Raw genomic sequence first — 13,135 nt, forward strand, 5'->3', positions numbered from 1 at the left:
TCCTCCACCTGCGAAATGCCTAACTCGTTGCTTGATTGAGCGTCATTGTTTGTGCCTTCCCGCAGGTATAAAGTATACCATATGAGTCTATTTTTAAAAAATATAGCCTATTTGAAACCGGTTGTCAACCTTTTTATCTAATTAAGGAATCCCATTAAGGAGTTTTGCAATATTGCCGGAAAAGTCAATATCGAATTTTTATGTAAATGACTACCAAAGGTAAGATGTAGATTATGTCAAATAACTCTTTATAAAAAATAAAAATATTCTGTGAGGTTGTAAAATGAAGGACGATAAAAAAACGAAAGAACAACTTATAGCAGAAATTGATAAGCTGCGCAAGCAAGTAAATAAAAACGCTGAAAAAATTTTGGCGGAACAATCCAGGATTTTGGAATTATTCTTTAAACACACACTTTCTTCCCAGGCAATCCTTGATCGAAATTTCAACTTTATACGCGTCAATGAAGCTTATGCAAAGGCAGATAATCGTGATGTATCAGAATTTCCCGGCCGGAATCATTTTGAACTTTATCCCTCTGACGCACTGGAGATATTTAATGATGTCGTTAGAACAAAAAAGCCTTATGAGGTTTTTGCCAGACCATTTGTATATGCAAAAAACCCTGAACGGGGTGTAACTTACTGGGACTGGACTCTGGTACCGGTGTTGGACAATAATGGTGAAGTGGAATTGCTTTTCTTTTCTCTAAAAGATGTAACTAAACGGAAGAAAGCAGAGATAAAATTGCATGAGGCCGAAACTAGATACAGATTAATCTTTGAAAATAGTGCAGATGGTATTTTAATGGTCCGTCCGGATGGAACTATTCTTACTGCCAACCCGGCAGTATGCAAAATGTTGGGGCGAACGGAGGAAGAGATATGCCGTATTGGCCGTGATGGTATTATTGATGCTTTAGACATTGGATCGCCTGCCGGAATAGATGAAATAGCGCGCACAGGAAAAGAGGTAAGTGAACTAACCTTGATCAAAAAAGATGGTACCAAGCTGAGCTGTGAAATTTCTTTCGGTATGTTCAAGGGGTACAATGGGAATTTAAGCGTTATAATCATTCGGGATATATCTGAACGCAAAAAAATGGAACAAGAGATGGCCCGTCTTGACCGGTTAAACATTGTTAGGCAGATGGCTGCCGGTATTGGCCACGAAATCAGAAATCCAATGACTTCTATACGTGGTTTCCTGCAGATACTTGAAAGTAAACCGGAGTGTCAGAAATACAAAGATTATTATCAATTAATGATTGGGGAACTGGATAGGGCAAATTCAATAATTTCAGAATTTTTATCTTTGGCTAAAAATAAGCCGCTGAAGTTAAAAAACCAAAATCTAAACAAAATTATCAAAGCACTGAATCCGTTAATCACAGCCGATGCCATGAACGCCGGTAATAATATTGCATTTGAATTAAAACGAGTTCCTGATTTACCTCTTAACGAAAAAGAAATACGCCAGCTGATATTAAATCTTGTTCGCAACGGGCTAGAAGCAATGTCAGCCGGTGGAACATTGACTGTTAAAACTTTTGCCACTGATGACGATATCGTTCTATCAGTGCAAGATGAGGGAAAAGGGATTGAACCGGAAGTACTGGATATGATTGGAACGCCTTTTTTTACAACAAAAGAGCAGGGCACTGGCTTGGGATTGGCAACATGTTACAGCATTGCCGCCAGACAAAATGCCACCATACAAATAGAGACGGGTTCATCCGGGACAACCTTCCTGGTTCGATTTAAACTTCAATAACAGGTATAAAAATAGCCTATATTTAAAAGTGCGGACGCCCTATAGCTGCTGCCATTTTGAGGTGCTCTCGTCCATTAAGACATCATTACTAATCACCTTGACTATTAACCTGCTTTGGACATTACGCGGGTATTTTAGGTGTAAAGTAATCTCCGCTTTGGTTTGGGGTTCCAAATCAAACGGTTTCGAGTATGTCTGATCATAAACGTTATTATCTCCGGCATCGAAAGCGGCATAAACTACAGTATTTTTAGAGGTTGCCGTTCCTTCATTACTAATTTGAACATTAATCTGTGTCGATAAACCGTTTACTGTTTTGGCTTGCCAGGAATGCGTAATAACAGGGCGCGGCGTCAAGGGATAGATTTTAGCCTGTTTATTTTTAAATTGGTCGGGTAAAGCTCCAATAGACCAATTAGAACCTGTGGTTTCAAGATAATAATAATGTGCCCCGTTATAGGTGTAATAAGAGCCGGGCAGATTATCAGCACCTTTAACCCCGATGGCCATATGATCGGGCATGCCAAGAAGTACTACGCCATAACCCATTTCCTGGAGTATAGAAGCCATAAGAATACTGGTATCTTCACAATCTCCTCCGCCATCAACCAGCGTTTCCAAAGGGTATTTGGGGTACTCATCATACTCGGTGCTGACTTCATCCGGGACGTATTTAAGGCTTTGCACAAAAGCCACTATATAATTAATTGTATCCCATTCTGAATAATTATGCTTTTGGGCACCTTCCTGAAAAGTTTTAACAAGATTTGATATATAAGGGTGATTAAGCGGATTTGTCACATACACGGAATAGTCGTCGGTTGCCGGCCGTTTTAAGCCTTTAAAGTAATCATAGTGATCTTTCAAGACACGGGCGTTATAGGTCCATTCACTGCGGCCATAGGCCCATTTATAGCCTAGATCAATATATTCATCGGTTGAAGTCTCTGAATTGGCAGTCAGGCTTTCAAATGTTATTGAGCTGTCAGTTTTATTGGTAGTCTTATTTAATAATTTGCTGATATCTTCCTTGAACATTATGCCTTCGGCATTGTTGTATAGCTTGGGAAAAAACGAAAAAGACGCTATCAAGGCAATAAGGAAACTGTATACCACTATCCTTTTGGCCAAGGTTTATACCTCCTAAGGCGATAGGCATAGTACTTATATTAGACATTTTAACAACTAATCCTTGATTTAAAGGTGTATGTTTCTGCCATCCACGTTTAATGATGTAAAAAAAATAACTACATTCCCCCCTTTATTATATGCTGCACCAGTAGTATAATTGGGTAACGCTAAGTCAGTAAAATAATAAAAGGAAGTCATTTGGGGTGCCGAAAGGCTGAGAGGCGGCAGTGCCAACCCATTGAACCTGCTCTGGGTAATACCAGCGAAGGGAAATGCAACAACGCTATTTGTGCACTCCGAGCAGGGGTGTTTATTTTTTTTACGGCCGGTAAACAGCACATATGAGGAGTGATAAAGATGATCGGCAAGGTTAATGATGATTATTTTAAAAAAGCTATTCTTCCGCAAACTGGCGCTTTGAATCCCGAGGTGCTAGTCGGACCGAGCATGGGAGTGGACGCGGCTATTTTAAAAATAGGGGACCAGTTCATGGCTATCGCCGAGGATCCTATCTTTCCCGGACCGACAACCTCACCGGAGGATTTTGGGTGGATTACCGTTCATATTGGTGCCAGCGATGTGGCGGTAACAGGTATTAAACCCCGGTTTATGACCTACTCGTTGCTTATCCCGCCTGAAACCTCCGAAGAATACATAACCCGCTTGGTGCGCAGCATCAGCGTGACCGCCAGGGAACTGGGGATTGCCATAGTTGGCGGCCATACCGGTTTTTACGGCGCGGTTACTGTGCCGACCATTGGCGGTATCACTGTGTGGGGTATGGGTCGGGAATACGTAACACCCGCCGGCGCTCGGGCAGGTGACCTGGTTATCATCACCAAGGGGGCGGCCATAGAGGCGGCGGCTCTGTTGGGTAGTGAACTGGGAGCCAGACTGCGGGCGGCGGGCATTGCCGGAGAACTGATAGCGCAGGCCTCCGGTAGAATTAAGGAGATGACTGTGGTGGAAGATGCTCTTTTGGCCGCTGAATGCGGTGGGGTTCACGCTATGCATGATGCTACAGAGGGCGGATTGGCCCGGGGCCTCTGGGAAGTGGCTGAAGCCTCCGGCGTCGGCTTGCGTATTCAGCGCTCCTCAGTTATGGTTCCCCGAGATGTAAAAGCTGTCTGCGGTCATTTTAATTTAAACCCTTACGAGGTAATTAGCGAGGGCACCCTGATACTGACTGTCGACCCGGAACAGGCAGGGGCTTTACTAACAGTTTATGAAAAAGCCGGTATACCGGCTGCCGTTATCGGAAAAGTGGTGCCCAAAGCGGAAGGACGGCGCTGGGTTGAAGCCGACGGCGGGGAACAAGACTTACTGCCGCCCCGGGTGGATCACTTTTGGGAAGCTTTCTTCGGGGCACTGGCTCAAGGTTAGGTGTTAACAGAATTATATTGATCTCGTTAACCGCCGCTAAGACTCCCCGCCTCTACAGGCGGGAGTTAAGCGGCGATAAACTCGAAATAAGTGCGACTAAGGTTCAGGTGGGGTCAAAACCCCACCTGAACCAAGTCTTCTTTATTGTATAGGATTAGGGGGGAAAATAGTGATCAAGGTTTTAACCATAGCCGGTTCTGATTCCTGCGGCGGAGCTGGAATTCAGGCTGACCTGAAAACTTTCAGTGCTTTGGGCACTTACGGTATGAGTGTAATTACGGCGGTGACTGCTCAAAACACCAGGGGAGTATTCAATGTCCGGGAATTGGATCAGGAAATCATCAGGGATCAGATAAGCGCTATATTCGAAGATATTCAGGTAGATGCCGTTAAAATCGGCATGGTTTCCAGTGCCGCCATTATTGAAACCATCGGCGAATCTTTGCTCAAAAACAAGGCCCAAAATATCGTTGTTGATCCGGTAATGGTCTCCAAAAGCGGCTGTGCCCTCTTACAGCCGGAAGCGCGGGAAGCATTGATAAGAGTGCTTTTGCCGTTAGCGGAGGTAGTTACTCCCAACCTTTTTGAGGCCGAGGTCATTACCGAAACAAAAATAGCAACCCTGGATGAAATGGAAAAAGCAGCCGTGGCTATTAATAAGCTGGGGGCGAAGAATGTGGTAGTTAAGGGCGGGCACCTAAAAGGCGACGCTATTGATGTTCTCTATAGTGAAAAAGCTTTTCGCCATTTCGGTAGCGGCAGGGTAGCCACCCCTCACACCCACGGTACAGGCTGCACTTTTTCCTCAGCAATCGCTGCCTCACTGGCCAAGGGTTGTCCGGTGGAAGAAGCTGTGGCCAGGGCCAAGGAATACATCGGCGGGGCGATTGCCCATTCTTTCCCGCTGGGCCGGGGGGTGGGACCTACCCACCATTTTTATCAATATTATCGCGACACCAACAGATAATGAAAAATAGATACCGTAGGCAAGGTGATCCGGTGTGAAAATTGCGCAGCGCACGGAGGGAACCACCGGAGCGCCAGATACAAGTAACTTAGAAAATTTTTCAGGATAGTGACGGGAGGGGTGGAATCAATGAAATGTGATTATAGTTTATACCTTGTCACCGACCGGGCCATTCTTGGAGGCCGGGACCTGGGTCAAGCTGTAGAGGACGCCTTGCGCGGGGGGGTAACCCTGGTGCAACTCAGGGAGAAGGATACCTCCAGCCGGGATTTTTATCAAATTGCCCTGGCTCTTAAAGATCTTGCCGTCAAATATCAGGTGCCTTTAATCATCAATGATCGTCTGGATATCGCCTTGGCTGTTGATGCCGACGGTATCCATATCGGGCAGGAGGATTTGCCTCTTCAGGTAGCCCGGTGTCTCCTGGGACCGGAAAAAATAATAGGTTATTCTGTTTCCAACATTGAGGAAGCAGTGTACGGGGAAAAATACGGGGCCGATTACCTGGGGGCGGGTCCTGTTTACACTACCACAACCAAGGCTGTCACTATCCAGCCTCTGGGGGTGGAAGGACTGAGGAATATTAAGAATTCGGTGTCCATTCCTGTTGTGGGCATCGGCGGCATTAACCTGGACAACGTGAGGGAAGTCAAAAAGTCCGGCGCTGACGGGGTGTCCATCGTTTCAGGCATTCTCGGCAGCCTGGACCCGGACTGCACTTCCCGGAAGCTGTGTGAGGCCTGGCAACAGGGCTAGGGAAAGGGGGAAACCGGTGCAAAGGACGATTTTCATTGACTTTGATGGCACCATTACCAAAAGGGATACCTGTGATGCTATGGTAAAGGCTTTCGCCGGCGAAGGCTGGCAGCAAATCAATGAGCTATGGGAGAAAAGGGAAATTTCAACTGAGGAATGCGCCAACAGGACTTTTAAACTCTTTCGTGCCACCTTGGATGACCTGCGGAATCTGCTGGATACGATAGAAATTGACGATACCTTCGGATCCTTCGTCAATTTCTGCAAGAAAGAAGGCTACCCTGTTTACATCCTCAGCGATGGCTATGACTTTTGCATTGAATATATCTTAAATAAACACGGCTTTAAATTACCTTATTATTCCAATAAATTGGTGTATGAAAAAGAGTTTCGCATCACCTGTACCTATTATAATCAGGAATGCGGTTTATGCGGTACCTGTAAACGTTCTCTCATCGAGCGTTTAACAGAACCAAACAGCCAGACGGTTTATGTGGGGGACGGCCTTTCCGATACGTGCCCCGCCGGCTACAGCAGCCTTGTCTTTGCCAAAGGACGCCTGCTTGAATACTGCCGGACTGAGGGGATTCCGGCTTTGCCCATTGTTAGTTTCGCAGACGTATTGGCAAAGCTGAGTCAGGGTTAAGTTTTTGTAAAATAAGGTTAGGAAAAAATTATCATCTTGATTTTTTATTAATTGAGCTTTATAATCTTTATCATAGACATCAGACATATTAACAATGTTGTACCTTTTGGCAAAGATGCCCCCGTTCAGAGGATAAAACCACTGTGCGGGGGTTTTAATATTTTATGGGGGTAATCAGATGCCAAATAAAATAAAGAAACAATATTCTAAACTAGCTCCGGCTATTGTTGATACCACCCTTAGAGATGGCGAACAGGCGCCGGGAGTTGCCTTTACCCTACATGAAAAAGTGACCATAGCTAGACTGCTGGATTTCCTTGGAGTTGAGGTTATTGAGGCAGGAGTTCCTGCCATGGGTACCCTTGAACAGGCAGCGATAAAGGCCATAGGCGAACTAAACTTAAACGCGCGTGTAGCGGCATGGAACAGGCTTTTGCTGGCGGATCTAAGGGCTTCCTTGGCCTGTGGCATGCGGGATGTCCATATTTCTGCGCCGGTATCGGAACTGCACATTGTAGAAAAACTAGGCAAAAGTAGGCAGTGGATCATGGATTGCCTGGCAAGGGCTATACGTTATGCCCGTGATTATGGCTGCCGTGTTTCCGTGGGAGCCGAGGACGCCTCTAGGGCTGACTTCAGTTTTTTGCTGGAATACGCTCTGCTGGCCCAGGAAGCGGGGGTGGAAAGGCTACGCTTTGCTGATACCGTTGGCGTGATGGAGCCGTTTAACACCCGCAGGGTGATAAGCATGCTGGTAGAAAAACTTGCTATTCCGGTTGAATTCCACGGGCATAACGATTTCGGCCTGGCCACGGCCAACAGCATGGCTGCTTTTGCCGCGGGAGCCGAGTATATCAGTACTACTGTTGGCGGGTTGGGGGAGCGGGCTGGAAATACCTGCCTTGAAGACATGGTTATGTTGTTTAAAGCGTGCGTAAGTCCCCGCAATGGAGAATTCAGACCGGGTATTTTAAAAATATTGAGCAAGTATGTTGCAGAGGCGGCCAATAGGCCTTCTGTAACATACCGGCTTTATCCGGCGGCGTTATTATCTGGGCCGGAGAGGGCCAAAAACACTGTGTAACAAAAGATATTTTTAAATATCGGTAAAAAGATGCTTTACCGTTCATTTAAAATTAATGATTAGCAGTATGTTATAATAATAAGCAATATTGCTTTATGTGTATCTAATGGTTAAATATTGTGATAATTTTTATTTTAACAAAATATGTTTATTAAAAATTATACTTGATTTTAGCTTGATTTAATGTTATTATAACTAATGTAATAAGGTACGTTGTTGTACTACATTAAATGGATGGCAAAGACGCCGGTAATGATACCGGTGTTTTATTATTTTGTTGAAAGGGGATACATTTTCCCTAAACAGGTGGTGGAGGAGTATCCACAAAATTTGATTCTATAACAACAATATGCGGTACGTTGTTGTGCCGAAAGGGATTAGGCGATGGCGCCGGTATAATTACCGGCGCCTTAACATTTTAGGGGAAATTCCTCATATTTTGTTGGCCGTTTTCCCTGAATTAACATTGCGGTAAACTATGCATTGAGGCATTTACAGTCATTTTGGCTGTAAGTGTCTCTTTTTTTATAACAAGATGGGGGGATGAAAAAATGAGACAAATTGCTATTTACGGAAAGGGTGGCATAGGCAAGTCCACCACCACTCAGAATACCGTGGCTGCCCTGGCCGAGTTGGGCAAAAAGGTTTTGGTAGTAGGTTGCGACCCCAAGGCTGACTCCACCAGGCTGCTGCTCCACGGCCTGAACCAGAAAACCGTTTTGGATACCTTGCGGGACGAAGGCGAAGACATCGACCTTGAAGATATCATGCGTGAAGGTTACGGAAGCAGCAAGTGCGTGGAATCCGGCGGTCCCGAGCCGGGCGTGGGCTGCGCCGGCAGGGGTATCATTACCTCTATCAATATGCTGGAATCGCTGGGGGCTTATACACCGGACCTGGATTACGTGTTCTATGACGTGCTGGGTGACGTGGTTTGCGGCGGCTTTGCCATGCCCATCCGGGAAGGCAAGGCCCGGGAAATTTACATCGTGGCCTCGGGTGAGATGATGGCCATGTACGCCGCCAACAACATTTCCAAAGGGATTAAAAAATTTGCTGATTCCGGTGTCGTGCGTCTGGGCGGGATCATCTGCAACAGCCGTAAGGTGGATAACGAGCATGAACTGTTAAAGGCTTTCGCCGAGGAACTTGGTTCACAGCTAATCCACTTCGTGCCCCGGGACAACATCGTGCAACGGGCCGAAATCAACAAGAAAACCGTTATTGATTATGATCCCACAGAGTCCCAGGCCGACGAGTACCGGACCCTGGCCCGGAACATTGACGGCAACGATATGTTTGTCATTCCCAGACCGATGACCACGGACCGGCTGGAAGAATTGCTAATGGAATTCGGCATTATGGATTAAGCGGATAGGGGACACATCTCTAAATAATACTTTTGATAGGAGTGATCACCAATGTTTATGATCAGAGCCATTGTACGACCTGAAAAAACTAATACCATCCTGGCCGAATTAAACAGCGCCGGATTTCCCGCAGTAACCAGGATTGACGTGGTGGGCCGCGGCAAGCAGCGGGGTGTGAAAGTGGGTGAAGTGGTTTACGACGAGATACCCAAGGATATGTTGATGCTGGTGGTACAGGACGAGAAGGACAAGGAAGATGTGATCAGCATCGTTTCCAAATACGCCAAGACCGGTGAAAAGGGTGCCTTTGGTGACGGTAAAATTTTTGTTACCCCGGTTGATGAGGCTTATACCATCAGCAGCGGCACCAAGGGATTATAGCAAAGGGGACACGCCTCCCCTTTGGGGTCGGGCTTCGGGGTCTGAGGTATGTTCCCAATTAAAGGAGGATGGTCATGAAAGAGATTATTGCTATTATCAGGATGAACAAGGTTAATGTCACCAAAAAAGCCCTGGCTGATAACGGGGTCTGCGGATTGCACGCCATGAAGGTAATGGGCCGGGGTAAGATTCACGTGGACCTGTCGGTATTGAGCGATATGGGCGCCACCGAGGAAATAGCCGGTATTGTCAGCGAAAGCCTGTCCAAAGGCAGCCGGCTGATTCCCAAACGTATGCTTAGTATACTGGTTCAGGATAACGAGGTTGATAAAGTTGTAGACAACATCATAAACGTCAACAAAGAAGGCAATAAGGGTGACGGCAAGATATTTATCTGTCCCGTTCTGGATGCCGCGCGGGTTAGGACCGGCGAACGGGGCGAGGCGGCAATATAAAGGAAAGGGGACATACCTCCCTTGTGAGGCCCGGCTGTGGGGTTGGGGAATGTCTCCAAATAAGTGAGGTGGATAATTTTGGCTATCAATGAAAAAATGCTGGAAGAGATTCTCAATAAATATCCCGCCAAGGTGAAGCGCAATCGTAAAAAACATATCTTGATCAGGGACTCTGCCCAGGAAATTCAGGAGATAGAAGCCAACACCAGAACCATTCCGGGGATCATCACCAACCGCGGCTGTGCCTTCGCCGGCTGCAAGGGCGTGGTGCTGGGACCGCTCAAAGACATGGTGCATATCGTACACGGCCCCATCGGCTGCGCTTACTATAGTTGGCTGACCCGGCGCAACAAAGCCAGGGCTGATGAACCGAAACAAAATTTCCTGGCTTACTGTGTATCAACGGATATGCAGGAAAGCGACATCGTTTTCGGCGGCGAAAAGAAATTGGCTCGTATGATCGACGAAGTGGTGGAAATATTCAAGCCCAATGCTATCACTATTTCCGCCACCTGTCCGGTGGGCCTTATCGGCGATGACATTCAGGCGGTGGCCAGAGCGGCCCGGGCCAAACACGGCCTGAATATCACGGCTTACAGTTGTGAGGGGTATAAAGGGGTCAGCCAGTCTGCCGGCCACCACATTGCCAATAACGGGCTGATGGAGAATATTATCGGCGAGGGCGACTGGGAGGAGCCGCCCAGCAAATATACCATCAATATTCTGGGCGAATACAATATCGGCGGCGACAGCTGGGAAGTTGAACGGATTTTAAACGAGATCGGCTACGAAATCCAGGTGGTAATGACCGGCAACGGCTCTTATGAAAAACTTAAAAACGCCCACGTGGCGCAGCTGAATCTGGTGCAGTGCCATCGGTCAATCAACTACATCGCCACCATGCTGGAAACCAAGTATGGTACTCCCTGGCTGAAGGTTAACTTTATCGGCATTCGGGCCACCATTGAAACGCTGCGCAACATGGCCCGGTACTTTGGGGACGAGGCTCTGATCAAACGTACCGAAGAAGTAATTGAGAAGGAACTGGCTGAGATTGAGCCGCAGCTGGAGCCTTACCGGAAAATCTGCGCCAATAAAACCGCCTTTTGTTTCGTTGGAGGTTCGCGCGGTCACCATTACCAGGGCTTATACGAGGAACTGGGTGTGACCACTGTGCTGGCGGGTTACGAATTCGCCCACCGGGACGATTACGAGGGCCGGGATATATTGCCCAACATAAAAGCCGACGCAGACAGCAAAAATATTCCCGACTTGCATGTAGCCCCGGACGAGCGGCGCTACCGGTTGAAAATACCGGTGGAGAGAATGGAGGAACTTAAGCAAGACATTCCGTTAAACAACTATAAGGGCATGATTGACGACATGGCGGACGGCAGCATTGTAGTTGACGATTTGAACCATTATGAGACCGAGGAGTTTATTAAAATCTTTAAGCCGGATATCTTCTCCTCGGGGATCAAGGATAAATATATTCCCCAAAAAATGGGCATCCCCACCAAACAGCTGCACAATTATGATTACAGCGGTCCTTATGCAGGTTTTCGGGGTGCGGTAAATTTCGCCCGTGACATAGCTATGGGATTCGCCACTCCAACGTGGAACTTTATCGTTCCGCCCTGGAAAGATCAGCCGCTGCTGGAGGGTACCATAGAGAATTGTACGGCTAATACATGCGTTGAGGAGGTAGCGACATAAAATGTTGGACTGCACGCCCAAGGAATTAATTAAACGCAAAGGCGGGGTGATTAACCCTGCGAAGACCTGCCAGCCCATCGGGGCTATGTACGCCGCCCTGGGCATTCACAATTGCATGCCCCACAGCCACGGTTCCCAGGGCTGCTGCGCTTATCACCGCTCGCACCTGACCAGGCACTTCAGAGAACCGGTAATGGCCACCACCAGCTCTTTTACCGAGGGCGCCTCGGTATTCGGGGGCGGCGGGAACCTGAAAACCGCCATTAAAAACGTTTTTTCCATCTATAATCCTGATGTAATGGCGGTGCACACTACCTGCCTGTCGGAGACCATCGGTGATGACATTCCGACGATTATTAAAACCGCCGAGGTTCCCGAAGGCAAGATAGTAATTCACGCCAATACGCCAAGTTACCAGGGCTCACATATTACCGGTTTTGCCAACATGGTTAAAGGCATGGTGGCTTACTTGGCCCAGGCTGATACGGACGAAAAAAAGGAGCAGGTGAATATCATCCCCGGTTTCGTAAATCCGGGAGACATGCGCGAAATTAAGCGGCTGGTGGGGAAAATGGGTGTCAAGCTAATCATGTTTCCGGATACTTCCGGGGTTTTGGACTCGCCCATGACGGGTAAGTTTCATATGTTTCCTGCCGGTGGAGCACGGGTGGACGATATCAGAGATGCGGGCAATTCCAGGCTTACCATTGCCCTCGGTGATTATGCTTCCAGCTCTGCGGCCCACCTGCTGGAGCGGAACTGCCGGGTGCCGGCCCTGACCTTGAAAACACCGATTGGGATTAAGGCCACCGATGATTTACTAATGACTCTACGGGGCAAATTTGTCCGTGAAATACCTTATGAACTGGAGGAAGAGCGCGGCCAGTTGGTTGATGTAATGACCGACAACCACCATCATTTTTACGGAAAGAAAGTGGCAATTTTCGGCGATCCCGATATCCTCACCGGGTTGACGGAATTCGTTTTAAGCCTGGGGATGCAGCCGCTGTACGTGCTTACCGGTACCCCCAGTGGCACTCTGACCGAATCGGGTATATTTGAGAAGGAAATTAAGGCCATGCTGGCGGCGGCTGGCCTGGAGGGACGGGTTAAGGCTCCCGGGGACCTGTTTGAACTGCACCAGTGGATTAAAAACGAGCCCGTGGATCTTTTGATGGGCAACACTTACGGCAAATTTATCGCACGGGCGGAAGACATTCCTTTCGTGCGGGTGGGGTTCCCCATACTGGACCGGGGCGTTCATCCTTATCAGCCCATCGTTGGTTACCGGGGCGCTATGCGGCTGGTGGAGATGATCGGCAATGCCCTGTTGGACCGCCAGGACCGTGATGCGGCGGATGAGGACTTTGAACTGGTACTTTGATTAAGTAATCAGGAGTCAGGAGACAGTAGTCAGAAGACAGGAGCCAGCGGAAAGAGCTAATTAAAAATTTGGGACAGGGACCAGGTGC

At 47.6% G+C, this 13,135-nt stretch carries 12 protein-coding genes and 1 riboswitch; of the genes, 11 read left to right on the forward strand and 1 reads right to left on the reverse strand.

What is annotated here, in order from left to right; translation table 11 throughout:
- The first annotated feature begins 283 nt into the window (after nt 1-283).
- Nucleotides 284-1,774, forward strand: a complete 1,491-nt coding sequence (locus tag BM056_RS05160) for a PAS domain S-box protein (RefSeq protein ID WP_092469407.1) — start codon at nt 284-286, stop codon at nt 1,772-1,774.
- A 39-nt stretch (nt 1,775-1,813) separates the two neighbouring features.
- Here the strand turns inward: BM056_RS05160 and BM056_RS05165 are convergent, their stop codons facing one another.
- A complete protein-coding gene (locus tag BM056_RS05165; protein WP_092469409.1) occupies nt 1,814-2,905 on the reverse strand; it encodes a transglutaminase-like domain-containing protein in 1,092 nt (363 codons plus the stop codon).
- Nucleotides 2,906-3,094: 189 nt separating this feature from the next.
- Nucleotides 3,095-3,193: riboswitch (TPP riboswitch) on the forward strand.
- 69 nt (nt 3,194-3,262) lie between these two features.
- Between BM056_RS05165 and BM056_RS05170 the strand changes: the two genes are divergently transcribed.
- The 10 genes from BM056_RS05170 to nifK all read left to right on the forward strand — a co-directional run bounded on the left by BM056_RS05170 (nt 3,263) and on the right by nifK (nt 13,047).
- Nucleotides 3,263-4,288, forward strand: a complete 1,026-nt coding sequence (locus BM056_RS05170) for an AIR synthase family protein (protein WP_092469411.1) — start codon at nt 3,263-3,265, stop codon at nt 4,286-4,288.
- A gap of 169 nt (nt 4,289-4,457) precedes the next feature.
- Entirely contained in the window at nt 4,458-5,255 is a 798-nt protein-coding gene (gene thiD / locus BM056_RS05175; RefSeq protein ID WP_092469413.1) for a bifunctional hydroxymethylpyrimidine kinase/phosphomethylpyrimidine kinase, read from the forward strand.
- Between the two features lie 129 nt (nt 5,256-5,384).
- The gene (gene thiE, locus BM056_RS05180; RefSeq protein ID WP_092469415.1) at nt 5,385-6,011 is read left to right on the forward strand and encodes a thiamine phosphate synthase; all 627 of its coding nucleotides are present in this window, start codon (nt 5,385-5,387) and stop codon (nt 6,009-6,011) included.
- Nucleotides 6,012-6,027: 16 nt separating this feature from the next.
- The gene (locus BM056_RS05185; protein WP_092469417.1) at nt 6,028-6,657 is read left to right on the forward strand and encodes an MtnX-like HAD-IB family phosphatase; all 630 of its coding nucleotides are present in this window, start codon (nt 6,028-6,030) and stop codon (nt 6,655-6,657) included.
- 178 nt (nt 6,658-6,835) lie between these two features.
- Nucleotides 6,836-7,741: a hydroxymethylglutaryl-CoA lyase-like TIM-barrel protein gene (locus BM056_RS05190; RefSeq protein WP_092469419.1), complete on the forward strand. Its 906-nt coding sequence runs from the start codon at nt 6,836-6,838 to the stop codon at nt 7,739-7,741.
- 551 nt (nt 7,742-8,292) lie between these two features.
- Entirely contained in the window at nt 8,293-9,111 is an 819-nt protein-coding gene (nifH, locus tag BM056_RS05195; RefSeq protein ID WP_092469421.1) for a nitrogenase iron protein, read from the forward strand.
- Nucleotides 9,112-9,162: 51 nt separating this feature from the next.
- Nucleotides 9,163-9,492, forward strand: coding sequence for a P-II family nitrogen regulator (locus BM056_RS05200; protein WP_092469423.1), 330 nt, complete (start codon nt 9,163-9,165; stop codon nt 9,490-9,492).
- Between the two features lie 74 nt (nt 9,493-9,566).
- Nucleotides 9,567-9,947: a P-II family nitrogen regulator gene (locus tag BM056_RS05205; RefSeq protein WP_092469425.1), complete on the forward strand. Its 381-nt coding sequence runs from the start codon at nt 9,567-9,569 to the stop codon at nt 9,945-9,947.
- A gap of 78 nt (nt 9,948-10,025) precedes the next feature.
- Nucleotides 10,026-11,663, forward strand: a complete 1,638-nt coding sequence (gene nifD / locus BM056_RS05210; RefSeq protein ID WP_092469427.1) for a nitrogenase molybdenum-iron protein alpha chain — start codon at nt 10,026-10,028, stop codon at nt 11,661-11,663.
- Between the two features lies 1 nt (nt 11,664).
- Nucleotides 11,665-13,047 carry a nitrogenase molybdenum-iron protein subunit beta gene (gene nifK / locus BM056_RS05215; protein ID WP_092469429.1) on the forward strand — a complete coding sequence of 461 codons (1,383 nt, stop codon included), beginning with the start codon at nt 11,665-11,667 and terminating at the stop codon, nt 13,045-13,047.
- The last annotated feature ends 88 nt before the right edge of the window (nt 13,048-13,135 follow it).

The sequence above is a fragment of the Desulfotruncus arcticus DSM 17038 genome (assembly GCF_900113335.1).
Taxonomy (GTDB): Bacteria; Bacillota; Desulfotomaculia; order Desulfotomaculales; family Desulfallaceae; genus Desulfotruncus; species Desulfotruncus arcticus.

Coding starts and splice junctions, on each gene's coding strand:
- BM056_RS05200 (WP_092469423.1), top strand. CDS start 9,163: ATGTTTATGATCAGAGCCATTGTACGACCTGAAAAAACTAATACCATC.
- BM056_RS05205 (WP_092469425.1), top strand. CDS start 9,567: ATGAAAGAGATTATTGCTATTATCAGGATGAACAAGGTTAATGTCACC.
- thiE (WP_092469415.1), top strand. CDS start 5,385: ATGAAATGTGATTATAGTTTATACCTTGTCACCGACCGGGCCATTCTT.
- BM056_RS05190 (WP_092469419.1), top strand. CDS start 6,836: ATGCCAAATAAAATAAAGAAACAATATTCTAAACTAGCTCCGGCTATT.
- BM056_RS05170 (WP_092469411.1), top strand. CDS start 3,263: ATGATCGGCAAGGTTAATGATGATTATTTTAAAAAAGCTATTCTTCCG.
- nifK (WP_092469429.1), top strand. CDS start 11,665: ATGTTGGACTGCACGCCCAAGGAATTAATTAAACGCAAAGGCGGGGTG.
- nifH (WP_092469421.1), top strand. CDS start 8,293: ATGAGACAAATTGCTATTTACGGAAAGGGTGGCATAGGCAAGTCCACC.
- BM056_RS05160 (WP_092469407.1), top strand. CDS start 284: ATGAAGGACGATAAAAAAACGAAAGAACAACTTATAGCAGAAATTGAT.